Origin of the sequence: uncultured Desulfovibrio sp., assembly GCF_944324935.1 — a bacterium.
In the GTDB taxonomy this organism is placed as follows: domain Bacteria; phylum Desulfobacterota; class Desulfovibrionia; order Desulfovibrionales; family Desulfovibrionaceae; genus Desulfovibrio.
Map to the genome: position 1 here is coordinate 12899 of NZ_CALUYG010000014.1, position 25015 is coordinate 37913.

18 protein-coding genes are annotated in these 25015 nt (G+C 63.8%); all 18 read left to right on the plus strand.

The window, feature by feature from the left end:
* Positions 1 to 9: 9 nt before the first annotated feature.
* The 18 genes from Q0J54_RS04815 (at position 10) to Q0J54_RS04900 (ending at position 25000) form a co-directional block, all read left to right on the plus strand.
* Complete coding sequence (locus tag Q0J54_RS04815) at positions 10 to 1707, plus strand: hypothetical protein (RefSeq protein ID WP_296304296.1); 1698 nt, start codon at positions 10 to 12, stop codon at positions 1705 to 1707.
* A 663-nt stretch (positions 1708 to 2370) separates the two neighbouring features.
* Positions 2371 to 3909, plus strand: a complete 1539-nt coding sequence (tssA, locus tag Q0J54_RS04820) for a type VI secretion system protein TssA (protein WP_296304297.1) — start codon at positions 2371 to 2373, stop codon at positions 3907 to 3909.
* Positions 3910 to 3925: 16 nt separating this feature from the next.
* Positions 3926 to 4495, plus strand: coding sequence for a type VI secretion system contractile sheath small subunit (gene tssB, locus Q0J54_RS04825; RefSeq protein WP_296304298.1), 570 nt, complete (start codon positions 3926 to 3928; stop codon positions 4493 to 4495).
* Positions 4496 to 4521: 26 nt separating this feature from the next.
* The gene (gene tssC / locus Q0J54_RS04830; protein WP_296304299.1) at positions 4522 to 5997 is read left to right on the plus strand and encodes a type VI secretion system contractile sheath large subunit; all 1476 of its coding nucleotides are present in this window, start codon (positions 4522 to 4524) and stop codon (positions 5995 to 5997) included.
* 1 nt (position 5998) lies between these two features.
* Positions 5999 to 6391 carry a type VI secretion system baseplate subunit TssE gene (gene tssE / locus Q0J54_RS04835; RefSeq protein WP_296304300.1) on the plus strand — a complete coding sequence of 131 codons (393 nt, stop codon included), beginning with the start codon at positions 5999 to 6001 and terminating at the stop codon, positions 6389 to 6391.
* On the plus strand, positions 6388 to 8148 hold the full coding sequence (gene tssF / locus Q0J54_RS04840; protein ID WP_296304301.1) for a type VI secretion system baseplate subunit TssF: 1761 nt from the start codon (positions 6388 to 6390) through the stop codon (positions 8146 to 8148). The genes tssE and tssF overlap by 4 nt, the downstream gene beginning before the upstream one ends.
* Complete coding sequence (gene tssG / locus Q0J54_RS04845) at positions 8148 to 9170, plus strand: type VI secretion system baseplate subunit TssG (protein ID WP_296304337.1); 1023 nt, start codon at positions 8148 to 8150, stop codon at positions 9168 to 9170. The genes tssF and tssG overlap by 1 nt, the downstream gene beginning before the upstream one ends.
* Entirely contained in the window at positions 9164 to 11827 is a 2664-nt protein-coding gene (tssH, locus tag Q0J54_RS04850) for a type VI secretion system ATPase TssH (RefSeq protein ID WP_296304302.1), read from the plus strand. The genes tssG and tssH overlap by 7 nt, the downstream gene beginning before the upstream one ends.
* Positions 11824 to 13302, plus strand: a complete 1479-nt coding sequence (locus tag Q0J54_RS04855; RefSeq protein ID WP_296304303.1) for a sigma-54-dependent Fis family transcriptional regulator — start codon at positions 11824 to 11826, stop codon at positions 13300 to 13302. The genes tssH and Q0J54_RS04855 overlap by 4 nt, the downstream gene beginning before the upstream one ends.
* 40 nt (positions 13303 to 13342) lie before the next feature.
* The gene (tagH, locus tag Q0J54_RS04860; protein ID WP_296304304.1) at positions 13343 to 14659 is read left to right on the plus strand and encodes a type VI secretion system-associated FHA domain protein TagH; all 1317 of its coding nucleotides are present in this window, start codon (positions 13343 to 13345) and stop codon (positions 14657 to 14659) included.
* Entirely contained in the window at positions 14656 to 15315 is a 660-nt protein-coding gene (tssJ, locus tag Q0J54_RS04865; RefSeq protein WP_296304305.1) for a type VI secretion system lipoprotein TssJ, read from the plus strand. The genes tagH and tssJ overlap by 4 nt, the downstream gene beginning before the upstream one ends.
* Positions 15316 to 15324: 9 nt before the next feature.
* A complete protein-coding gene (tssK, locus tag Q0J54_RS04870; RefSeq protein ID WP_296304306.1) occupies positions 15325 to 16656 on the plus strand; it encodes a type VI secretion system baseplate subunit TssK in 1332 nt (443 codons plus the stop codon).
* 3 nt (positions 16657 to 16659) lie between these two features.
* Positions 16660 to 17559, plus strand: a complete 900-nt coding sequence (gene icmH / locus Q0J54_RS04875; RefSeq protein ID WP_296304307.1) for a type IVB secretion system protein IcmH/DotU — start codon at positions 16660 to 16662, stop codon at positions 17557 to 17559.
* A complete protein-coding gene (gene tssM / locus Q0J54_RS04880) occupies positions 17556 to 21101 on the plus strand; it encodes a type VI secretion system membrane subunit TssM (protein WP_296304308.1) in 3546 nt (1181 codons plus the stop codon). Before icmH ends, tssM begins: the two co-directional genes overlap by 4 nt.
* Before the next feature lie 322 nt (positions 21102 to 21423).
* The gene (locus tag Q0J54_RS04885; RefSeq protein ID WP_296304309.1) at positions 21424 to 22350 is read left to right on the plus strand and encodes a lytic transglycosylase domain-containing protein; all 927 of its coding nucleotides are present in this window, start codon (positions 21424 to 21426) and stop codon (positions 22348 to 22350) included.
* The gene (locus Q0J54_RS04890) at positions 22347 to 23090 is read left to right on the plus strand and encodes a PP2C family serine/threonine-protein phosphatase (RefSeq protein WP_296304310.1); all 744 of its coding nucleotides are present in this window, start codon (positions 22347 to 22349) and stop codon (positions 23088 to 23090) included. The genes Q0J54_RS04885 and Q0J54_RS04890 overlap by 4 nt, the downstream gene beginning before the upstream one ends.
* Positions 23091 to 23246: 156 nt before the next feature.
* Positions 23247 to 24221: a serine/threonine-protein kinase gene (locus Q0J54_RS04895; RefSeq protein ID WP_296304311.1), complete on the plus strand. Its 975-nt coding sequence runs from the start codon at positions 23247 to 23249 to the stop codon at positions 24219 to 24221.
* 2 nt (positions 24222 to 24223) lie between these two features.
* Positions 24224 to 25000, plus strand: coding sequence for a hypothetical protein (locus tag Q0J54_RS04900; protein ID WP_296304313.1), 777 nt, complete (start codon positions 24224 to 24226; stop codon positions 24998 to 25000).
* The last annotated feature ends 15 nt before the right edge of the window (positions 25001 to 25015 follow it).

Below are 25015 nucleotides of genomic sequence, written 5' to 3' on the forward strand. Positions count from 1 at the left end.
AGGTCCCCCATGCCCGTCCATCCCCTTTCCTCCCCTTCGCGGCAGGCCATGCGCCAGTGGCTGCCGCTCCTGCTGCTCTGCCTTGCGCTGACCGGCTGCAAAACCGAAGCGGAAGACATCTCCGAGATCATGCGCGACCAAAACGCCAGGCTGGCGACGATCACCTATGCCAACGGCGCCACCCGGCTTGTCGCCGTGGACGATGCGCTTGAAGGCAAATTGAAGAAAAGGGATCCCTACAGGCTCTATCCCCCCTTCGCGCTTACCGATCCCTTTGTCGGCCAGATCTACTACGGTGCTACCGTGGATGCCTTCCCGGCCAGCCCCTGGTGGTATGCCCTGTATCGCATCGTCAACAGGCCGGACGAATGCGATGACGACTTCTTCACCTCCGTCTTTGCCGCCGAAGATCCCCCCATCCGCTGGGAGGCCGAACCCATCCCCTTCTTCCCGGCCGGCCGCCGGCCCACGGAAGAAGAGATCCAGGCGGAACGAGAGCGTATGCGCGCCTACTGGAAAGCCCAGAGCGTCAAACTCTGGGGCTCGGAGAGCGTCCCCCTGCTCCGCAAGGCGTTTAAGGGATACTTTACCACCTTTTGCGACTTCAACACCACCATCCTGCTTGATACCGGCTGGAAAGAGTCGGAAGAACTGCTCGCCCGCGCCGCAAAACTGGGGGGGGCCGATGCCGCCTACCTGCACATACAGGCCATCCTGTGCCATGTAGCCGCCGCATGGAACCCATGGGGAAAGACTAAATATAAGGAATATTCCCGCAAATTCAAGGGCGGCCTGCTGGGCCGTCTGGAGGAGGTCGCCCAAAGCGGCTCGCCGGAGGCAACGCTCCATCTGGCCAGATGCTTCTATTTCGGGAATATCCGCGGTAACGACGAAAGTCCCAGCAACAAGATGGCCTACCTTCCCCGGGATCTGGCCAGATCCGCCCAGCTTGCCGAACGCAGCCTGCAAATGGGCTGCATCGACAGCCTGCCTTTTCTGAACACCATCTATGCCGATCCCGAAGCGCCCTGCTTCGACCTGCGCAAGGCCCATGCCGCCTTCATCGCCCATGAGGGCCTCAAGCAGCATTACCGCATCTCCGCGCACTACTTTCGCGATGAGCAGAAGTCCGAACTGCGTACTCCCTATGAAGGTTCCACCCCCGTAAAGCCCGTCATCCTGCGCGGCTATGCGGACAAACTCAGCCCCGAGGAGGTCAGGTCCGCCGAGGAAGAGGGACAGGCCCTCATCAAGACCCATCTTCCCGCCCTTGAGGCCAAAAAACGCGACAAGCTGAAGCGCTATGCCCGCTGGCGCGTCGCCCTCATGCGGGACATCGATAAGGACATGTCCTGGCTGCGCTTCCTCCTCCTGCCCAAAAACATGACCGAGGATCTCCGGGACCGCATGTACGTCTGGGCCGTGGAAAAGGGCCTTGCCGAAAAGACCGGCCCACGAAAGGAAGACATCAGGCTCAAGCGCGCCCTGACCTGGGACGATTATGCGGCCATGGATCAGGAATACCGCATGCAAAAGTGGAACGACATTTCCTTCCTTTTACGCTGGCGCTACCCCAAACCCGGGGAAGTAAAGCCCAACTTCGTCCTGTGGGCCAACTGGACCCCGCGGATGGAACAGGATTTCCGCGATCTTATCCGCGAGGCCGAGCAAGAGCTGGCGGCGGAGTCCGCCCCCGCTCAGCGCTGAGCGGCCACCGGCTCTCTCCTCCCTCAAGATGGCGACAAAAAGCGGCTTCAGGCGACCCTGAGGCCACTTTTTTTGCCGCCATACGCATGCCGGACTATTACTCCAGGGCGGATTCGCATTGAAATTGTGTCGAATTTTCATGCTGACGCTGCCCTCATGCTACGGAAAAAGCGTGGTTCTTCCGTGTGTTTGGTTGCGGGCAGTCGCTCTCGCGGCTACCAGAGCAATCCCCATTTTCCATGTGGAATTGCTCTATCAGCGGCAAAGCGGCCTTTCCGCCGCATGGCGACGCTTCCTGAGTATATCGGGTGGTATGCCGTTGCAGATCGCCTCCCTTCCCCGCGCCTCGTCCGCAAAAAATCCCGCTTCCCGCGGATGCTGTCCTCACACTGCCCAGTGAAGAGCGGGCAAAAAAACAGGCAGGCCTCCCGGTCCTGCATGTTTTTGTATCATATTATATTTATTCTATGGTTTATTTTTTCCCCTTCTCCTGCCGCTTCCCTCTTGCAAACAAAAGCATCTTGATATAAATAAAACTATATTTGTGACGGCGCGCCGGCAAGGCCGCATCATCGACGTGACATCCGCGAGGATAGCCTGAACGACGTTGAGCCGGGCGAAAGCGGAAAGGTCATTGCCGCATCCGCGGTAACAGGAAAATCTATGCGCTGGTTTGAAGGGTGGAAAACAACGTTGCCTGACGGCACAGCCTGTGGTGGGGAGGACATCCTCTTCGACCCCGCTTTCGAGGCGCTGCAAGCCGAGGTCAACAAGAACGACGGTCTGCAACCGGACATGCGGACCGACTGGGGACTTGTCCTTGAAATGGCGACAAACCTGCTGTCGACCAGGGTCAAGGACCTCTGGGTCTTTTGCTATGGGTGTCGGGCCGTCTATGAACAGAGCGGCATTTCCGGCCTTTCGGCAGCTATCGAGATCACCACCCAGTACGTCGCGACCTGCTGGGGCGAGCTGTACCCGGCGGCCACACGTCCCGCACGCCGGGCCGCGCCCTTTCTCTGGCTGGTGGGCAAGCTTGAAATCCTCATGCCCGCCGGGAGCTTTCCCGTGGAGCGGCAGGAGGCCTACGAGGCATTGCGGCAGTCCCTGTCGGCCCTGCAGGAGGAACTGGATGCGCGCATGGGAGAAGCCGCCCCCTCATTTCGTAACATCCTGCGTGCCATCCCGGTCAAAAAGGAAACGCCGCCCGCCAGGCCCGCCGCTCCTGCCGTGCCCACACAGGCCCCGGCCCCCGTCCTTCCGCCGGAGAACGCCCGCATGGTGGCCAATCTGGACGGGGACGGCCGTGTCCCTGATTCCATCTTGCCGCAGCTTTTGCGGGCCACCATCGAGCAGACCCAGCAACTGGGCATGCATTACCTCAGTCAGGATATCCGGGACTGGCGCGTCTATCTTCTGCACCGGACGGCACTGTGGACGACGGTCGTCCAGCTGCCGCCCGCCAATGGCGAAAAAGTCACCCAGCTGCGGATGGTTGTGCCGCAGGACAAGGCCCTGGCCTACAGTTCAGCCGTGAGCAGCAAGCAGTATGAAAGCGTGCTCCCCCAGCTGGAGCGCACCATGCGCAAGGCCCCTTTCTGGTTCGACGGCCACCATCTCGTGGTGCAATGCCTTGACGCGCTGGGGATACATGATGCGCGGGACATCGTCTGTCAGATACTGCGATGCTTCCTGCAACGGTATCCCGAGCTGCTCGGCTACAAGTTCCATGACGGAACGCCCTTCGCCTCTCCCGCCACGGTCCAGTGGCTGGAGACCCTGCGCAACAGGATACCCACCGAAGAAGAGAAGAAGGTTTCCCCGCAGCCCGGCGATGCGGAACAGGCGCTGCGGGAAGACAGGCTGCTCAGTCAGGCCGTGGCTGTCGCGGAAGAACAGAATTTCGAGCGTGGTCTTGCCTCGCTCGGGCCCGGGGTCTCCGGCAAAAGCCGGCAGGCGATCCTTCATGGCCTGCTGCTTGCGCGCTACTGCCTGCGAGCGGGGCGTCCCAGGGCGGGCCGGGAGCTTTTGCAGGAGCTGTATGCCCGGCTGGAAGAGTGGGGGTTGCTGGACTGGGAGCCGGAACTGGGCGCGAAGATCCTGGCCCTGCTCGTACAGTCCGGCGGAGGCAAGGGGCAAGAGGCCATGCGACGCCGCCTCTATTCCCTGCGGGCTGAAGCCGCCATCAAATTGTTTGAATGAACAAACGGAGGAATCAATGGCCAAAGACTCGTCCATCGCTCCCAAGGAGCGGATCAACGTGACCTTCCGCCCCGCTACCGGTGGCGCGCAGGAAGAAATAGAACTGCCGCTCAAGGTCATGGTCGTGGGCGATTTTCTGCAGCGCCATGACGGCAGGCCGCTTATCGACAGAAAGCCCGTAAGCGTCAACAAGAACAATTTTGCCGACGTGATGGCAAAACAGAATCTGGAAGTACGGCTTGCGGTGCGTAACAGACTGACGGACAGCGAGGATCCCGGCGACTTGCCGGTCACCCTTTCTTTCCAGAGCCTGCGCGACTTCGAGCCGGAGGGCGTGGCCCGTCAGATCCCCGAGATGAACAGCCTGCTCAAGCTGCGGGACGCGCTGATCTCGCTCAAGGGGCCCCTCGGCAATGCTCCCGCCTTTCGCGCCGCGCTGGAGGACGCCTTGCATGATGAACGCCAGCGCCGCCAGATCATGGAGGAACTCAATCTTTCCCTTTCTGACGGGGAGTCCGGCAAGGGTTCCGCTCAACCGGGCGAGGATGCGTCCGGGGACGCCCCCTCCGGCGATAACGACAAATAACGGACGCCGCCAAGGAGCATGAACGCATGAGCCAGTTGCAGGAGCAAACAAGCCAGTCCACAGGGTCTTCGCTGCTTGATTCCATCATCAGCCAGACCTCTCTGACGCCCGAGGACGAAGGATACGAGGCCGCCCGGCTGGGCATCAGCGCCTTCATCGAGGAGATGCTGAAGCCTGTCCACGCCGGCGAGAAAGTCCGCAAGGCGGCCGTTGACCACATGATCGCGGAGATCGACCGCCGTCTGTCCGCCCAGATGGACGAAGTGCTGCACGACAAGGTCTTTCAGGAAATGGAATCCGCCTGGCGCGGCCTGAAGCTGCTGGTGGACCGTACGGACTTCCGGGAAAACATCACCGTCGAGATGCTCAACATCACCAAGGACGAGCTTCTTGACGACTTTATCGACTCGCCCGAGATCGCCCAGTCCAGCCTGTACAAGCAGATATACACGGCGGAATACGGCCAGTTCGGCGGGCATCCGGTAGGCGCCATCATCGGCAATTACTATTTCACCCCCACCGCCATGGACATGCGCCTGCTCCAGAGCGTGGCCAGCGTGGCCACCATGGCGCACGCCCCCTTCATAGCTGCGGCCGCACCTTCCTTTTTCGGCCTGGGGGACGGCTCCTTCCAGCGCCTGCCCGCGCTCAAGGATCTTCAGGATATCTTCACCAGCCCCGCGTACACGAAGTGGAACGCCTTCCGCGAGTCGGAGGATTCCCGCTATGTGGGCCTGACCGTGCCCCGCTTTCTCCTGCGCCAGCCCTACGACCCGGAGGAAAACCCGGTCCGGGCCTTTGTCTACAAGGAGACCGTGGACGACAACCACACCAATTTCCTCTGGGGCAACACGGCCTTCGCCTTCGCCACGCGCCTTACCGACAGCTTCGCCCGTTACCGCTGGTGCGCCAACATCATCGGCCCCCGCTCCGGCGGCGCGGTGGAGGACCTGCCCATCCACCTCTACGAGAGCCTCGGCGACATCGAGATGAAGATTCCCACCGAAGTCCTCATTTCCGACCGTCGCGAATACGAACTGGCCGAACAGGGCTTCATTGCGCTGACCATGCGCAAGGGCTCGGACAATGCGGCTTTCTTCTCCGCCAACTCCTGCCAGAAGCCCAAGTATTTCGGCATTTCCGAGGAAGGCAAGAACGCCGAGCTCAACTACCGTCTGGGCACGCAGCTGCCTTACCTGTTCATCATTTCCCGCCTTGCCCACTACATCAAGGTGCTGCAGCGCGAAAACATCGGCTCGTGGAAGGAACGCTCGGATCTGGAAAGGGAGCTGAACACCTGGATCCGGCAATACGTCGCCGACCAGGAGAATCCCAGCGCCGATACCCGCAGCCGCCGTCCCCTGCGTGATGCGCGCATCGTGGTCTCGGACGTCGAAGGGGACCCGGGCTGGTATCGCGTCTCCTTGAGCGTGCGCCCGCACTTCAAGTATATGGGAGCCTACTTCACCCTTTCCCTCGTGGGCAAGCTGGAGAAGGAATAGCATGGCGGGGAGTCTGTTTGAACGGCTGACCCTGGGACAGGCCGGGGCGGACATGAGCGAGGACGAATCCATCCGCGGCAATCTGTCCCGCGTCCTCGGCGCGCGTCAGGGGGCCGTCCAGGCCCTGCCTTCTTACGGACTCCCCGACATCAATGATCTCACCCTGTCACGCTGCGAGCTGCAAAGCATGCTCAGCGCCGCCATCGAACGGCTTGTCGCCGATTATGAACCGCGCCTCCGCAATCCCCGCGTCGTCAGTCTGCCCATGCGGGAGGACGCGCCCTTTACGCTGTTCTTTTCCATCCAGGCGGAAAAGATACGGCATGACGGCCGCCTTGAACCCTGGACATGGACGGTATCCGTGGACGAGGGCAAATGCCGGAGCAGGACATGAGCATCAACCACTATTATGAAAGGGAGCTGATCGCCCTGCGGACCCTGGGGCGGGAATTTGCCGCGAGCAACCCCGCTCTTGCGCCTTTTTTCAATACGCCCGGCAGGGACCCGGACGTGGAGCGCATCCTTGAGGGGGTCGCCTTTCTTACCGGCCGCCTGCGCGAAAAGCTGGACGACGAACTGCCGGAGATCACCTATACCCTGTTCAATCTGCTCTGGCCCAACTATCTGCGGCAGCTGCCCGCCTGCAGCGTCATCCAGTTCCAGCCGTCGGAAGGGCTCTCCCGAAGCTCCTTCATCCCCCGGGGGGCCGCTGTGCTGTCGGAAGCCGTGGAGGGCACGCCATGCACGTTTCGCACGGCCTATGACACGGAAGTCATGCCCCTTGAGCTTGCCGAACTTTCCTTCACCACACGGGACGGCGAGTCGGTCATGGCCTTGCGCTTTCGCAGCGAGAGCGCCACGCTGGACCAGATCGCGCCGCGCCGGCTGCGCCTTTTCCTGACCGGCGAGACGAGCATCGTGCATACCCTCTACTACATGCTTGTGCGCCGGCTGCGCTGCCTGCGCGTCCATGCCGTGGACGAGACGGGAAAGGACACGCGCCTTGCGGAATGGGAGCCCAACGTGCGCCCTGTGGGCTTCGCGCATGACGAGGTGCTCTATCCCTATCCGCCCAATTCCTTTCCCGGCTATCGCATCCTGCAGGAATATTTCTGTTTTCCCGAAAAATTCCATTTTCTCGACATCGACTTCGGCGAGAGCTTTACGGGAGACAACCTGAGCCGGGCCGGGAGCTGCCGGGAATTTGTCCTGCACTGCGTGCTGGAAGAGCTGCCGCCGAATTTTGAATCCTACTCCCGGGAAAACGTGCGCCTGTTCTGCACGCCCGTCATCAATCTCTTTGCCCGCTCCGCCTCGCCGCTCACCTGGGATCACAGGCAGACGGAATACCGCATCGTGCCCGACCCGAGGTTCCCCTATCATTATGCGGTTCACAGCGTCACGCATGTGGAAAGCTGGGACACGGCGGGCAAGCGCCACAGGGAGTATCAGCCGTTCGAGTCCTTCGAGCACAAGCGGGGCGGCGGCAAGTCCGCCTATTACCGGCTGCGCGTCCAGCCCTCGGCCACGGACGAAAGCGTGGAAACCTATATTTCCCTCGTTGCCGATGACGATGGCGAATTGCCGCAAAGCGCCACCCTGTCCATGGAGCTTGTCTGCACGAACCGCATGCTGCCCCTGCGGCTGGGCGTGGGCGACATCTGCCGCCCGTCGGACAGCGGCGATGCGGCCATACCCTTCACGAACATCATCCCCGTCACCCCGCCTTTCGCGCCGCCGCTGGAAGGCGACGCCCTCTGGCGTCTCCTCTCCAACATGGCGCTCAACTATCTTCCGCTGACCAACATCAACGCGCTGCGCGGCATCGTGGCCACCTACGATTTCCGCGCCCTGCATGACAGCCGCAGGGCGCGCGTGCTGGAAAGGATACTGGACGGCATGACCGGCATCCGCATGCAGGAGACGGACCGCATCCATGAAGGGCTCCCCCTGCGCGGCGCCATGACGGAACTTTCGCTTATGCTGCGCAGTTTTTCCTGTGAGGGGGAAATGTTCCTGTTCGCCTCCGCGCTCAATGAATTTCTGGCTCTCTACGCCACGGTGAACAGCTTCCACCAGCTCATCGTGCGCGAGGAAAAAAGCGGAGAAAGGTACATATGGCCGCCACGACTGGGCAAGCAGACGCTGTGATGGCGCCGGCGGCCATCCCCGCCCGTCAGCGAAAGGGAAAAACCGCCGTCTACAGCAGGCTTGAGGAATCTCCCGGCAGCTTCGCCTTTGCCCAGGCCGTGCGCATGGTGCGCCGCTATCTGGCCGGCCAGGGGGTCGGCGCGCCGGAAAAGGCCCTGCGCTTTCGCGTCAATCCCAATCTCTCCTTTCCGCCGGGAGACATGGAAAGCCTGACTTTCAGCGGGCAGGGCGAGGACACACGGGCCATACTGACGCTCAACCTCATGGGGCTGCATGGCGCGGCGTCTCCGCTGCCCGTCCATTTTTCCGAACATGTGGCCCAGCACCAGGATGATGCCGATGCGCTGCGGGATTTTTTCGACATCTTCAACCATGAGTTCATCGACATCCTGTATGGCGCATGGTGCAAGTACCGCTATTACCTGCAATATCAGGACGGCGCGACGGATGCGCTCTCGCGACGCTTCCTCGGCTTCATCGGCATGGGCTACGAGCAGCTGCGCGGGAAGGAAGGGCTCAACTGGTCGCGTCTGCTGGCCTATATGGGGCTTATCGCCTTCAAGAGCGATGCGGCCGGCTCGCTGGAAAGCACCCTGCGCCACTATTTTTCCCACGAGGCGGTGCATGTGGTCCAATGCATACGCCGCACCGTGCGCATCCCCGAAGATCAGCTCTGCCGCCTCGGCACAGCCAATTGCCGTCTGGAAGGGGACTGCCTGCTGGGCGAATATGTTGCCGATCAGACGGGCAAGTTCCGCATCCTCATTGCCGACCTCTCGTGGCAGCGATTCAATGCCTTTCTGCCGGATCAGGCCATTTTCGCCGAGCTCGCCATGCTGGTGAAGATGGTCCTGCGCTCCCGCCTGCAATTTGACGTCGAGTTGCGCCTGCGTCCAGAGGAGATCCGTCCTCTCACCATCGGCGATGCCTCGGAAACGCGGCTCGGCTGGTCCTCCTGGCTGGGAGACGGCGGCGACGGCATCGTGATTCTGGAACCGGGCTATCAGGAGAACCTATGGTAAACATGAATCTTTCCGCGTTGATCACAGCTCTCGACGCCACCTGTCGCGATGCGCTGGAGGATGCCGCCGCCCTGTGCGTCAGCCGGGGCGGGCACGAAATCGGTCTGGAAGACTATCTGGAGAAACTGCTCGACACGCGCGAGATGCGCGATCTGGCCGCCCAGTTCGACCTGTCCCTCGACCGTCGCTCCCTGGCCGGCGGCAGACGTCCGCCGGAAAAGCCGCAGGGCCGGTCAGCGCCGGTTTTCGCGCCCCTGCTGATCGGGTTCATCCAGGAGGCCTACCTCATAGCCAGTCTTGAACTGGGCCGCGAACAGATCGACGTTTTTACCCTTGTGCTGGCGCTGCTGGTCAATCCGGCGCGTTACGGCATGCTGCCCTGTTTCCGCGAACTGAGCAACATCCCCGCCGATGCGCTGAAGCGCCTCATGGCGGGCCTGGGCGAGGCCTCCTCCGGCCGGCCGGCCGGGGCTTCCGCACCGCGCGGCGAGAGCTTCTTGCAAAAATACGCGACGGACTTCACGGAAGAAGCGCGCCGGCGGCACATCGACCCCGTCTTCGCCCGCGGCCCGCAGATCCGGCAGATGGTCGACATCCTTACCCGCCGCCGCAAGAACAATCCCATCCTCGTGGGCGATCCGGGCGTGGGCAAGACCGCCGTGGTCGAGGGACTGGCGCTGAAGATCGTTCAGGGCGACATGCCTGATGCCCTGGCGGGGACGCGCCTTGTCGGGCTGGACATGGGACGATTGCAGGCCGGAGCTTCCGTCAAGGGCGAATTTGAAAAACGCCTCAAGGGCGTCATTGACGAGATCAGGTCGTCCGAAACGCCCACCATCCTTTTCATCGATGAAGCGCATACCCTCGTCGGCTCGGGCAATGCCGCGGGCGGTGCCGATGGCGCCAATCTGCTCAAGCCCGCGCTGGCCAGAGGCGAAATGCGGACCATCGCCGCCACCACCTGGAGTGAATACAAAAAATATTTTGAAAAGGATGCGGCGCTGGCCCGGCGCTTCCAGCTCGTTCGTCTTGATCAGCCCACACAGGAGGAGACGCTTGCCATCCTGCGCGGCCTGGTCCCCCATTACGAGCAGGCCCATCACGTCTATATCCGCGATGACGCCGTACGCGGCATAGCGGAACTCTCCACCCGCTACATCAGCGGCCGCCAGCAGCCGGACAAGGCGGTCGACCTGCTGGATACCGCCTGCGCCCGCGTCAAGGTCAGCCTGGGAGCGAAGCCGGCCCTCCTGAGCGCGCTGGAAGAAGAGCTGGCGGTCATCCAGCGCGAATTGCGGGCCCTGGAGCGCGACCAGAGCCACGGCGTCATATCCGGCGATACTGAGGAGAGCGCCGCCCGCCATGCCCGCCTGAGAGGACAGGCCGCCCGGCTGACGGAGCGCATCGAGTCCCTATCTTCCCGCTGGAAGCGGGAAAAAGAGCTGGTAACGGCCATCCTGGCGCGGAGAAAGGCCGTGTTTGAGGCCGCTGAGACGTCGGAGACCGCCGAGCCGGACAGGCCGAAGGAACAGGCCGGAGAGACGCCCGCCGCCCCGGCTGAAGCGGTCTCCCCGGACGAGCTTGCCGCCCGCCTGCGGGACGAGCAGGGCGAGTCCCCTCTGGTCTTTTATGAGGTGACGCCCCAGCTGGTGGCCGAGATCGTGGCCGAATGGACGGGCATCCCGCTGGGCAAGCTGACGGAAGATGCGGCCAGCCGGCTCTCCCATCTCAAAAGCCACCTCATGCGCCGTATCCGCGGGCAGGATCACACCCTGGAGATGCTGGAAAAGGCCGTCCTTACCGCCCGCACCGGCCTGAACAATCCCCATGCGCCCACCGCCATTTTCCTGCTTGTGGGCCCCTCCGGGGTCGGCAAGACGGAGACCGCCCTGGCGATCGCCGATGAGCTTTATGGCGGCGAAGACATGCTGATCAGCATCAATATGTCGGAATTTCAGGAAAAGCACACCATCTCCCGCCTTATCGGCTCGCCCCCGGGCTATGTGGGCTACGGCGAAGGCGGCAGACTCACGGAAGCCGTACGCCGTCAGCCCTATTCCGTCGTGCTGTTCGACGAGGTGGAGAAGGCCCATCCCGATGTCCTCAATCTTTTTTATCAGATGTTCGACAAGGGCGTCCTCGTCGATGGAGAAGGCAGGGAAACGGATTTTCGCAATACGATGATCTTTCTGACCTCGAACCTGGGCAGCGACATCGTGGCGGCCCTGTGCGAAGGGGAGACGCCCCCGGACCCCGCCACGCTGGCGGAGGCCCTGCGCCCTGCCCTGACGCAGTTCTTTCGGCCCGCCCTGCTCGGTCGCATGACCATAGTGCCGTATGTGTCGCTGCGGCCGGACATCATGCGGGAACTTGTGGATATGAAGATCTCCCGCATCGCCGACCGCCTTTTCGCCCAGCACCGTATCCCCCTGCGCTGGAGCGGCGACGTCACCGCCTCCATTGCGGCAAGCTGCACGGTGACGGAGGCCGGCGCGCGCAATATCGATCACATCATCAACGCCTCCCTGCTGCCCAGGGTCGCCTCGGCGCTGCTTGCCGGCAGGGGGCGTCCCGGACATGCGCGGATATGTGTTGACCTGGACCAGGAGCGGGGAGGTTTCGTCTGCTCCATGACGGGAAATGAGGGACGGGAATGAAGCCTCCGCTTCTGCTCTCCCTGTGTCAGCGCCTGCGGGAACAGGCCGGGGATCACGTCGCCATTTCCCGCGTGCTGGCGGAAAGCGTCCGCGAGCTGGAGGGCGCGCTGGCGGCGGGCGTCTATCTGCGGGACTACGCGGGCGAAACGCTGTTCCTTGCCGGCCAGTTCCCCGAAAGCGCCATTGGCGAGGACCCCCCCCGCCTCTCCGCCGAGAACTGGGACGATCCGCTCTGCTACTGCCTGCATACCGGCATGCCCGCCTCCTTCGCGCTGACGGACGAGCTGCCCGAATCTGTACGGAACGTCTCCGCCTCCCCGGACATCCGCTCCTGTGGCGTCTACCCTGTTCCCGAGCTGGGTTCCGGCGGCATGGGGTGCGTGCTGGTTCTGTACCGCAGCCCGTCGCGCACATGCCGGACGGCCTGTCAGTATCTGTGCCTGTACGCCGGCGCGCTGCTCGAACTGGCGCGCGGCCGCAAGCAAAGCGGCTATGCCCTGCAAAGCCTGGAAAGAGAGATCAGACAACTGAAGGCGGACAAGAGCGCCAGACACGACCAGATGCTTGCCGGGAGCGGCCCCGCGGCGCGCAGCCTGTGCGAGGCCGTAGCCCGCGTGGGCGCATCCTCCGCTCCCCTGCTCATCACGGGCGAGACGGGCACGGGCAAAAGCCTGCTGGCCCGCATGGTGCATGACGCCGGCAACCGCCGCAACGGCCCCTTTCTCGCCATCAACTGCGGCGCGCTGACGGCAAGCCTTCTGGAGAGCGAGCTCTTCGGCCATGTCAAGGGCGCGTTCAGCGGAGCCGTCGCCTATCACAAGGGGCTTTTGCGAAGCGCCGACGGCGGGACGGTCTTTCTGGACGAGATCGGCGAAATGCCGCCCTCTCTCCAGGTCGCGTTGCTTCAGGTCCTGCAGGACCACAAGGTACGGCCGGTGGGGGGCGCGACGTTCCACCCCGTCAATATGCGCATCATCGCCGCCACGAACCGCGATCTGGAAGAAGCCATGAACGCGAACGCATTTCGCCGCGATCTCTATCACCGCCTGGCCGTCCTCACGATACACGTCCCTCCCCTGCGGGAACGCCGGGAGGATATCCTCGAACTCGCCTCACTGTTCCTCGAACGCGGCTGCGCCAAAGCCGGCCGGCCCACGCTGCGCCTGTCGCCGGAAGCCTGTCTTCTGCTGCTCGGCTATGGCTATCCCGGCAATATCCGCGAACTGGAAGCCATGATCGAGCAGGCGATCAACGCCACTCCTGCTGATTGCGTCGAACTGGGTGCCGACGATCTCGTCTCCCGGACAGGACGTGCGCTGCATCCCCTCTCCCTGTCGCATTTCCGGGAGATGCAGGAACGGTGGTTCATCCAGCAGACCATGAAACTTTACGATGGAGATATTCAGGCATGTTCCAGGGCCCTTGATGTTCACCCGCGCACCATTCGCCGCCGTTTGTCCTCCCTTCACCCTTGATGAAGGCCTTGCGGCAATGTGGACATAAAGGAGGATATTCATGGAGCTCATGCTGGAAATCATCAGCAGACAAAAATTTTCTCTTCACCAGAGCAATGTGCAGCATGTCTTCCGCGAAGTCGGAGGATACATCGGGCGTGACAAGGAATGCGAATGGGTGCTCCTTGACAAGACGAAGCAGATCTCGCGCCGGCATGCCCTTGTCAGTTTCGAGCATGCCGCGTTCTTCATTGAGGATCTGAGCACCAACGGCATCTACAACGCCCTGGGCAGAGATCGGCTCGCCAAGGGGCAGAAATACCGCATCGAACACGGGAACACCTATGTCATAGGCGAATACAGCATACAGGCCAGAGTCCTGCACGAGCCGGGCTCCTGTCTTTCCGGGCAGAGTCTCCAGAGCGGGGAGATCATCCCCGCCGGCGAGCTCCTGGCGGAGGACCCCCTGATCGCCATGGAGCAACAGGACGAACTCAATGCCCGGGAACGGCTCGGGCTCTATAATGACCTTCTGGGCGCGACGCCTGAAAAAAAGCTGCATCAGGCAGATCATACGGAGGCCTCGCTCGGCGCCATGCCCCAAGTGACGCTCGTCCCGGAGGACTGGAACGAGGAGGATGACGACGCGGCGCCCCTCCCCGCTCCTGCGCCGTCGCCCCGGCCGGATGCGCGCTCCGCCGCTCCCGCCGCCCCGCCTGTTCCGTCTGTCCCGGAGGACGTCCCGCCACCCCCGCTCGCGGATGATCCCGAGGCGCCGTCTCCTGAAGTGGAGGCCTTCTTCCGGGCCCTGGGATTTGCCGCCCCGCCCGCTTCCCGCGAGGAACGGGAGCGCGTCATGCTGCGAACGGCGGAACTGACGGCCGCCGCGGTGGAGGGCATGCTCCAGGCTCTGCGCAACAGAGCCGACAGCAAGAACGAACTGCGGCTGCCCGTGACCACCATGACGCTGGCCAGCAACAATCCCCTGAAATTTTCGCCCACCGGCAAGGTCGCCCTCAATTATCTGCTGGCCCCGCCACAGGACGGCTTCCTGCCGCCGGCCCAGGCCATGCTGAACGGCTTTGACGACCTGCACAGCCATAATCTGGGCCTGATCGCCGGGGCGCGCGCCGTGGCGCAGGCCATACTGACGCGCATCAGCCCCGAGGCCGTCGCTTCCCGCCTGGATGCGACGGGCACGGTGCGTTTCGCCCGCATGCGGCGTTTGTGGAGCGCCTTTGCCAGACTCCACGCGAGCCTGCGGGACGATGACAACGGTTTCGCCTCCTTTTTTCTGGATGATTTTGCCCGAGCCTATGAGATGCAGGTCAGAACGCTCAATCCGGCCTGCCTGAACCGCCAAGGAGACCTTGAATGAACTTCCGCCCCCTCTTCATGCTGCTGGTACTGCCGGCGCTGATGCTGCTGAACGGCTGCTCCTCTCCCCGCATCGGTCTTGAGGTCGCCAGCCTGCCCAACGTGAATCCCGACAGCTCCAGCCGGCCCTCTCCCGTCATCGTCAAGATATACGAGATGCGTAATGATCTGGCGTTCCGGCAGGGAGATTTCCAGACGCTTTTCATGGAACCCATGAAGGTGCTGGGGGCCGATCTGGTGGCCGCGGACGAGCTGACCTTCGTCCCGGGCGAGGCCCGCACCATCGCCTATTCGCCCATGCCGGAAACGCGCCATGTCGGCATACTGGCCGGTTTCCGGCAGATGGAGCGCGCCAGGTGGCGGGCGACGCTCCCCGTCGTGCCCGAGGAGGACAATCTGATCCGCATCGAGCTCAACGACACGTCCCTGCTGGTCATCGAGGCGGACGCCGACTGGTCGTCGGAGGAGCGCGTTCGCAGCTATCAGGAACGCACGGGGAAGGCCGAACGCCCCGGGAAAACCGGCGGCGAAGAACGGCCGGAAGCCAAGCCCGCCCCCACCGAACCCGGGCAGGAGGCGCAGCCGTCGCCCGAACAGGAGGCCCCGTCCGCTCCCGGCACTCCCCTGCCCAGATCCCGGCAAATAAGCGATAAGTGAGGACGCGCCATGTTGACTGAACGTGTCGTCTGGACGGAAGGTCTCCAGCTTTGTCCCGTGCATTTCCAGCAGCAGGACAGGTATACCGAATCCCAGCTGGCGCAGCGGAACCTTTTGCTGCCCCGCTACGGCTGGGGCTTCACCGAATTCGTCATCGACGAGCAGTACCTCAATCTGGGCAAGGTGGTTCTCAGCAAGGCTCAGGGCATCCTGCCTGACGGGAGCCTGTTCGAGATAGGGCATGGTCAGGAGGGCCTGTCGCTCGACGTCGAACCCGGGGTCATGAATCGCCAGGTCGTGCTGGCGCTCCCCATCGCCCTGGAGGGATCGTCGGAGATCCGGGAGGAAAAGAATACGGGCCTTTCGACCCGCTATGTCGCGCATGCGGTGACCGTGCGTTCCAACATCGCGGCGGACACGCGCGAACGCGCCATACAGTGCGCCAGACCCGACCTGAAGCTGATGTTCGCGGACGACGTCAGCCAGAGCGGCTACGTCATCCTGCCGATCCTGCATATCGTGGAATGCCGCCCGGACAAATCCATCCTGGCGGACAAGGATTTTACCCCGACCTTCATGCACATCGGGGCATCGCCGCTGCTGTCCGGCTATCTGCGCGAGATCATCGGCCTCATCAGCCATCGGGCCGATCAGCTCGCCCGCCGCATCAGCAGCGCCGGCAGCACGGGCACGGCCGAGATCGCCGATTTCATGCTTCTCCAGTGCCTGAACAGGGCCGAACCGGTCTTCAAACATCTGGACACCACCCCCAACGTCACCCCGGAGGACTGTTACGTCCAGCTCCTTTCCCTGGTGGGCGAGCTCGCCTCCTATGCCGAGGCGGGCAAACGTCCGGGCGACCTGCCCAGGTACAATCACCGGGCGCAGCACCAGTGTTTCACCGATCTCATGGAGCTGGCGCGCTTTGCGCTCAGCATGGTGCTTGAGCAGCATGCGGTCGAACTGCCCATGCAGCAGCGCAAGTACGGCATCACCGTTTCCCCCATCCACGACCGCAACCTCCTTACCGCCGCCAGCTTCATCCTTGTGGCCGCCGCCGACATGGATCAGGAGGCCTTGCGGACCTCGCTGCCGCGCCAGCTGAAGATCGGCACGGTGGAAAACATCCGCGACCTCGTCAACCGGCAGCTCCCGGGCATCCGCATCGCCGCCCTCGCCGTTGCGCCGCGCCAGATCCCCTTCCATGCCGGCAAAAGCTATTTCCATCTGGAGTTCACGTCGGAAGAGCTGGCGCAAATGGAGCTCTCCGGCGGCTTCGCCTTTTATGTTTCGGGGACCTTCCCGGGACTCCAGCTGCAGTTCTGGGCCATCAAGGAGTAAACCATGAAACAGGCGGACATCGATCAGACCGTCTTCCTGAACAAGGGGGAGCCCGCACCGGAGCTGCCCCCTTCCTTCCGAAGGGTAACGACGCCGGCCATGAAAGAGACGCACAGCGCCATCCCCTATGTGGCGCAACAGACCTCCGTCATCCCCGGCGTGGCCGGTCTCAATCCGCTGGTCAGCGCCGCCTCGGAGCTGCTGCTGGCCATCGTGCGCATCCGCGCAACGCGCCAGCCGTCGTCCTATGCCCCCGGGGAGTCGTCCTTCCCGGAAGGCCACGAGGATATCGAACACCTCCGCGCGGGACTGGAAGCGGAGATCCGCGCCTTTGAAGGGCGCGCTCTGGCTTCTTCCGATATAGAACAGGCCCAGATCATCGCTTCCCGCTATGTGCTGTGCACCGCTGTGGACGAGGCCGTCTCCACGTCGCTGCCCGGGGAAAATGGCGAATGGAGCCGGCATGGCCTGCTTTCCACCTTCCACAATGAAACCTGGGGCGGCGAGAAGTTCTTCCAGATCCTGGATCGCTGCATGCAGCAGCCCGCGCGCAATCTGTATATCCTCGAGCTCATGTATCTTCTCCTGAGCCTCGGCTTTGAAGGGAAATTCGGCGTCCGCGAACGCGGCCCCATCGCCCTCGAAGCCCTGCGCGACAAGGTCTACAAACAGATCCGCCTCCTGCGCGGCGAACCGCCGCAAGACTTGTCCCCGGGGGTGGAGCAGCCCGCGGGGCGGCATCATATCCATGCCTATATCCCGGTATGGCTGGTGCTTGCCGTTTTCCTCTTTGCCATCGGCGTCACCTTTGCCGGTTTTTCCCTCATTCTGGAAAGGCAGACGCTGCCCCTGCTTGACAGCATGTCCGCCCTTTCCGGCTCCCCCCGGGAGGTATTGCCATGAGAGCCTTTTTCCGGGCTGTCGCCAACGCGTTGAGCGTTCCCTGGGTGCTTGCCCTTGCGGTGACGCTCAGCCTTGTCCTGTGCGTCTGGTTTTGCGGGCCCTATGTGGCCATAGCGGACCACAAGATCCTGGAGAGCCTCGTCTCCCGGCTGGTGGCGACCCTGCTGCTGGTTTTCCTCTGGGGCTTGTTCGTCGCCCTGTCCACCTCCCGCCGCAGGAAGCGGGAGCTTGCCGATCCCGACAAGGCGGCCGCCGCCGAACAGGTGAGGCGGCAGCGCCTCACGGTGCGCGAGGAACGCGACTACCTCAGGGACAAAATCCGGCAGGCCCTCCGCATCGTCACGCGCTCCAATTTCTATGGCGGCAAGCGGTCCCGCTATTCCCTGCCCTGGTTTCTGGTCATTGGGCCGGAAAATTGCGGCAAGACCTCGTTCCTGCTCAATTCCGGGCTGCAATTCCCGCTGAATGAACAGGCGGACCGCCATCTCTACCAGCTCAAGGCGACGACGCGCTGCGAAACGATGTTCGCCAATCAGGCCGTGTTCATCGACACGCCCGGGCCCTATACGGACGCGCAGCGGGAAAGCGGGCCGCACGCGCTCTGGCGTCTGCTTCTGAAACGTCTGTTCCAGTCCCGTCCCGCCCGTCCGGCCAACGGCATCATCGTATGCGTCAGCATGCGCGACATGCGGGATGACGACGCGCCCCGACGCGAGCACCTTGCCCGCACCATCCGGGAAAGACTGAGCGAGGCCCTCCAGACGCTGAAAACCCACGTCCCCGTCTTTCTGGTCTTCACGAAATGCGACGTCATCCCCGGCTTTGCCCAATTCTTCGCCCAGTTGCCGCGCGCGGAGCGCGAACAGATTTTCGGCTGTCCCACGGGCGACGGGATCGACATGGACATGAGCAGGCTGCGCGAGGAAACGGGAGAGATGCTCCAGACCCTCAACGCGCAGATCGTCGCCAAAATCCATCAGGAACGCGACCTCGCGGCGCGGGGCGAGATATTCCGCTTCCCGCAGGAACTGGCCGCGCTTGGCCCCACCATCGAGGATTTCATCGCCGAGGCCTTCGGGCCCTCGCGCTATCACCGGCCTGTCATGTTTAGGGGCTTTTTCTTCACCAGCGCCCTGTCCTCGCAAGATGTCCTCAAATCCGCCGCACGCGGCGGCGAACTGGCTTTCCAGACCGGCTTTCAGCCCTCTCAGGGCGATTACGCCAAGGGCTTTTTCATCCACCGCCTCCTCCAGGACTGCGTGATCCCGGAGGCGCGTCTGGCCGGAGCGGACAAGGAACATCCCTGGGCCCTGCGTTTGCGCCGCCACGGGCTGCAACTGGCCGCCGCCGGCCTCTTCCTTTTTCTGGCGACCTTTCTGGGCATCAGCTTCATGAACAACTACATGGGCGTGGAGTCCGTCGCCGGCATCCATGCGGCCTTTGAAAAGCAGCGCGACGCCCTCCCGCTGCCGTCGGACGCCAAGGCCGTGCTGCCGGAACTGGACACGCTGGAAAAGACCCTGCATGTCTTTTCCCCGGAAGAAGACTCCGACATTGCCTACGGCCTCGGCCTCTACCAGGGGGATACCGTGGAGCAGGCCGCGCGGACGGCCTATCTGGACGAGCTCAATGACCGCCTGCTCCCGCAGGTGCGCCGCACGGCCGCGCAGAAGATCGAACAGTCGCTGACCAGCGTCGGGGAGCTGAAACCGGCCCTGCGCGCCTATCTCATGCTCTGCGAGCCCAAACGCCTCAGGCGGGATTTCATGTCCGAATGGCTCGGCCGCCAGTGGTCCGCCCAGTTCATGGGAGATGCGACGACGCAGCGCGAGCTTGCCCGGCATATGGATTACGCCATGCGCCACGGCATCCGCCCTGTCGCCCCTGATGAGGCCCTGCTGGAAAAGGCGCGCCAGGCCCTGCTGAAGATCCCGCTGGCCGAGCTGGCCTATCAGCAGCTTCAGGAAGAAGCGCAGGAAAGCGGCAAGCCGCCCTTCACCTTCCGGGCCAGTCTGGGAGAGAACATGTCGCCCTTTGACGGCGACACCCATCCCATCCCCTATCTTTATACCCGGAAGGGCTATGAGGAGTATTGCGTGGAGCGCTGCCCCGCCATCATCCGCAGCCTGACCGACGACAGCTGGATCTTCGGCTCCAGCCCGCTCACGCTCAGCTCGCTGGACATGGACCGCATCTACAAGGACGTCCGGGCCATGTATTTTCGCGACTATACGCGCTACTGGACGGAAGCCGTGCGCAAACTCGACGTGCCCTCCCCACGGACGCTGTCCGCCGCCGCCAGCACGGCGGAACGGCTGACCTCGGGCATATCCCCGGTGACGCTGGTGCTGCGGGAGGTGCGCGACAATACCGACCTCATCCTTGCCGAGACCGAAGCGGAACCCGTGGCCGACGCCCTGGAAGCGCAGGCCCGGAAAAAGGCTTCCCGCAAGGCCGGGAGCGTCCTCGGCGCACAGGCCGGCAAAGCCGTGACCGGGAGCGCCGCCGACAAGCTGGCCGCCGCCCGCGCCAGGGCGCGGGACGAGGCCCAAAAGGACGCTCGCGCCGTGCGCCAGTATTTCCTCCCGCTTGTCAGCCTCATAGATGCCGACGGCAACGCCGCCCCGGCGCTCAAGGCCGCACACGACGCCATGACGGACACGGGAGCGTACCTGACGAAGCTGCACGGCAGCGATGACCCCGCCCAGCGCATCTTTGCCGCGCTGCTGGAGATTGCGGACGGCAAGGATGAGACCCTGCGGGAACTGGAACATGCGGCAGGAAAGCTGCCTTCGCCCGTGCGGGGCTGGTACGAAAGCGTCTCCTCCGGCGCTTTGCGGCGCATGCTCTACCTTGCCGCGGAGCATATCAACCAGGCTTATACGCAGCGCGTCGTCCAGGTCCATGAGCGCGATCTCAGCCCATACTATCCCTTTGACAGCAAAAGCGGCAGGGACGTCAGCCTTGAGGCCTTCAGCGCCTTCTTCCGCTCCGGCGGCACGCTGGACAGCTTCTACGACGCCTATCTGCGTCCCTTCGTCAATGGCAACGGCACGCTTCGCAGCATCATGGGCAGGACGCTGCCGCTTTCTCCCCAGGCGCTGACCCAGCTTACCCGTGCCAACCGCGTACAAAGCGCCTTCTTCTCCTCCGGCCGGGATCTGGGCATCTCGTTCACGCTGGAGCCCTACGCGCTCGATGCCGCCCTGAAGCGGGTGACGTTCGCCGTGGATAACGAGACCGTAAGCTACTGGCACGGCATGGTGCAGGGGAAAAACTTCTCATGGCCCGGCGACCACAGCCGCGCATGGCTGGAGATGACGGACCTCAACGGCATTGCCAAGCGCGGCGATGCCCGCGGCAGCTGGGCGATCTTCCGCATCCTGCAGACAGGCGTCATCAAGAAGCAGGAAAACAACACCTGTCTCATCGAAATACGGCAAAACGGCAGCTGGGCCCAGTTCCTGATCCAGTTCCGAAACCGCCTCAACCCCTTTGATCCGGCCGTGTGTTCCTTCACCCTGCCGGCCTCGTTGCAGTGATGTCCGGCCCATCCCGTCCGCATATCCCGCAACGGGAACGCCGCCATATGGCGGGGCGGGGATGGACCGCCCGCCGGCGGCTCCGCGCGCCGCGGGGAGTCTTCCGCCCCTCTTGCGGAAGCCTTCCCGCACGCGCCCGGCGGGAACGGCGCGAAGCCCCGGACGGTCTTTGCGCGAAACGCGCCGCAAGGAATGACTGATGTTCGTCCCGTTCCGCGTCCGTTTGCCGCGGCCCTGCCTCCCTCCGCACAGGTCCCCCGTTCCGCTGTGCATGTTCTGCGGGCTTTTGTGGCTTGCCGTCCTCACGGGCTGCACGGCCGGCATGACGCCGGAAGGACGCGGCATACCGGCTTCGCGCGCCGTCACGCTCCGCCGGGAGTATCTTCCTCCCTTCGGCGGTCAGACCATCCGGCCGCCGCAACGCATGGCCGATGTGGCCACGCTCTGGATGCCGCTTACCCGCGAGGAGCAAATCCGGCTTGCCGCCTATGACGACGTCTCTGCCTGCGCGCCCCCGGCGGCGTGCTTTTCCGCCGCCGCGTGGCTGCCGCCCTCGGAACAGGGACTCATGCGGGAATATGTCTACCGCCTCACCGTCAGCCAGAAGACGGTGACCGGCAGGGTGCTGGCCCGGGCGGCCCGTCTGCTGCCCATGATCGCCGCCATCCTGAAGGAACAGTCCCTGCCGCCGGAGCTGGCCGCCCTGCCGCTCGTGGAAAGCGCCTTTGAACCTCAGGCGGTCTCTCCGGCCGGGGCCGCCGGACTATGGCAGCTCATGCCGGCCACGGCCCGACGTTTCGGACTGACGGTCGATGCGTCATGCGACGAGCGCTTCGACCCCCGCCGCTCCACGGAAGCCGCGGCCCGCTACCTGCGCTGGCTCAATGGGCATTTTCGGGACTGGCCGCTGGCGCTTGCCGCCTACAACTGCGGCGAAGGGGCCATGACCGGCTTTCTGCGCCAGTGCGGGGCACGCAGTCTGGGGGAATTGTCCGTTGCCGGTCGCGACATCGTGCCACAGGAGACCCTGTGCTTTGTCCCCAAATTCGTTGCGGCGGCCTCCATCATGCTGGCGGGCGGCCATATATCGCAGGGCAATACGACTGCGCCGGGCCCGTCGCCCCGACCGTCAGACCGGCAGGCGCATCCTGTCTCTTCCCAGAAAAAGGCCCCGCTCCCTGCCCGGCCGTCCGGGAAGGACGGAGCGCCCATCCCAAAGGTTCCCGCCATGCGGAGGATATCCCGATGAACAGCTTTCCCCCATCCCGGCCGGCTCCCTGCGCCGCCCCCCAGCTCAACTCCTGGGGATGGTCGCGGCCGGGAGAACGCGGAACGGAAAATGAAGACGCCTTCCTCAACTGGCCGGAACGCCGTTGCTGGGCCGTGGCGGATGGCGTGGGAAGCAGCGCCTACGGCGGCAATGCCAGTCGTCTGCTTGTGGAAAAACTCATGCACATCCCCGAAGCCGCCTCGCTGGACAGTCACGTCCGCAATGCCCGCGCCTGTCTGGAGGAAGCCAATACGCTCCTTGCCTCGCATGCCTTGTGGCCCGGCACGGCGGCCAGCACCATCGTCGCCCTGCTCGCGCACGGGGAACAGGCCGCCTGCCTCTGGTCGGGCGACAGCCGCTGCTATCTGCTGCGCCGCGACGTTTTGTACCAGTGCACACGCGATCATACGCTGCGTCAGGAAAAGATCGACAAGGGGGAACTCACCGTCCCGGAGGCCTATCGCATGGTGCGGGGAAACATCATCACCCAGGCCATCGGGGCATCCGCCGCCAGGATAGATGAAGTGCGCTTCACCCTTTGTCCCGGTGACCGCCTTCTGCTGTGCTCCGACGGGCTGACCGGCATCCTGGACGAAACGACGCTCGCCGCGCTGCTGCGCCAGGGCACTGCCCGCGCCTGCGCCGAGCGCATCCGGGACAGCCTGTCCTCCTGCTCCCAGCCGGATGACGTGACCCTGATCACCCTTGTCTGGTCATAGCGCATGTTGCCTTTGCAAAAGATGACATGCGCGGTGGCGGCACAGCGCCGCCCGGCCCAAAGCGAGCGGAAAAACCGCGTTTTTTCCGCGAAACGGCAGGCCGTATGGTTTGAAACGCAGTGCGTCTCAAACAGAGGTTGCTCGAGAGGAAACGGCATGCGCACCAGAAAAAAAACCTCCCCCCCACGGCGCGATCAGGAATCGGCACAGGCCGGAGACGGCGTCCGCACGGTGCGCGCCGGCGGGGAACACGCCTCCCTGCGCTTCCTGCCGGAACGCCGGCTCGGCGTCGGGGGGCTGTGCGAAGTCCATGCCGCCAGAGATCTGCTCAGGCTGGAATACGACGACGGCTTTCCGCAGGTCGCCGTAAAATGCCTGCGTGCGGAATTTGCCCATTCGCCCGTGGCGCGCCGCCTTCTGGCCCGGGAATTTTTCGTTGTCCGCCATGTGTCGCATCCCGGCGTGGTGCGCGTCCATGACCTGCACGAGGAAAAAGGCCGGCTGTGCCTCAGCATGGAGCTCCTGTCGGGCCGAACGCTGTACGACCTGCTGGGTCGGCATCAGGCGGGACTGGGGACGGCGGCCATCCCCCTTGCGCGGCAGCTGTTCCGCTCGCTGGCCCTGCTGCATGGTCTGGGCATAGCGCATGGCGACGTGAAGCCAGCCAACCTCATGCTGGAACGGGACGACCGCCTTGTCCTGCTCGATTTCAACACGGCGGAAGTCCTCCCCCAGCCGGGACGCGCTGCCTCCCCCATCAGCCAGAGCCTGCGCTCCCATCTCGGCCTGACGACCTACAGCCTGCTGCACGCGTCGCCGGAACGCCTCGAAGGCGGCCCGCCATCCTTTGCCGACGACGTCTTTTCCGCCTGCTGCACCGTCGTTGAACTGCTCGACGGCGTCCACCCCTTTGCCCGCCGCTCGGCGCTGGAAGCCAGAAACAGCGGCATGCCCCGGCCGCGCCTGTCCATCGGCGGCACGCAGGAAGGCAAACTGCTGCTGCGCGGCCTTGACTTTTCCCCATCACGGCGTCCTCCGGCCCAGGAGCTGGAAGATGCCTTTCTTTCCCGAAATTTTGCCGCCAGGTGTTTCGCCACCCTGCGCGCTCATCTGACAACAAAGGAGTTCTGATCATGCCCCTGACCAAAGCCTTGCTCTGCGTTCTGGGAAAAGCCTCCGCCCGGGAGGAGGAAAGCCAACTGCGACAGGCGGGGTTCGCTACCGCCGTCCTGCGCTGGGAGGAACTTGTCGGCCGGACACAGGACTGGATGCAGCTTTCTGAAATTCTTGATGACCCCGCCGTACAGGCCTGGGTGATGGTCGGCGAGCCGGAGGCCTTCGGCCCGGATGTGCTGAGCATGACGAGCCTGCTTGCGCTTTCGCTGCTGCGGGAGACCCAGCCCGGCATGGCCTTTGTCCTCCACGGTCAGGGCCCAATGCCCGCGCTGCCGCCGCTCATGCGCCATGCGAAAGTTTGCCCGGCACATGCCCCCTTTGCGGCCCAGCTCATGGCCGCCCGGTTCCGGCCGGGCGCGACGCTCGCCACGCCCTTTCCTGTGCGGGCTGTTCTCAGTCCCCTGATCGGCTTGTGGCTGGAGATCGCCCCCGCCGATGGGCGGCAGGAAGGCTTCACCATCGGCGCTCTGGAAGCGGAGATAAGCGCCTTTGGGGTGGGGCCGCGCGGCGCGGTTCCGCAAAAAAGCCGGCTTGACCATCCCGTATCGGGCATACAGGGGACCATGAACGACATCCCCTTCTCCGCCTGTGCGGCCCGCAATGCCATAGGGGAAAACGAGGCCTGCTACTGCAAGGTGGAGGGCATCCCCCGTGGCGTATTTCTCGGCGACTATCTGCCGGAGACGGCGCAGGACGGGGAGGTGGAGCTTATCCCCTTCGCCATCGACCGGTAGCCAGACTCGCGGCGC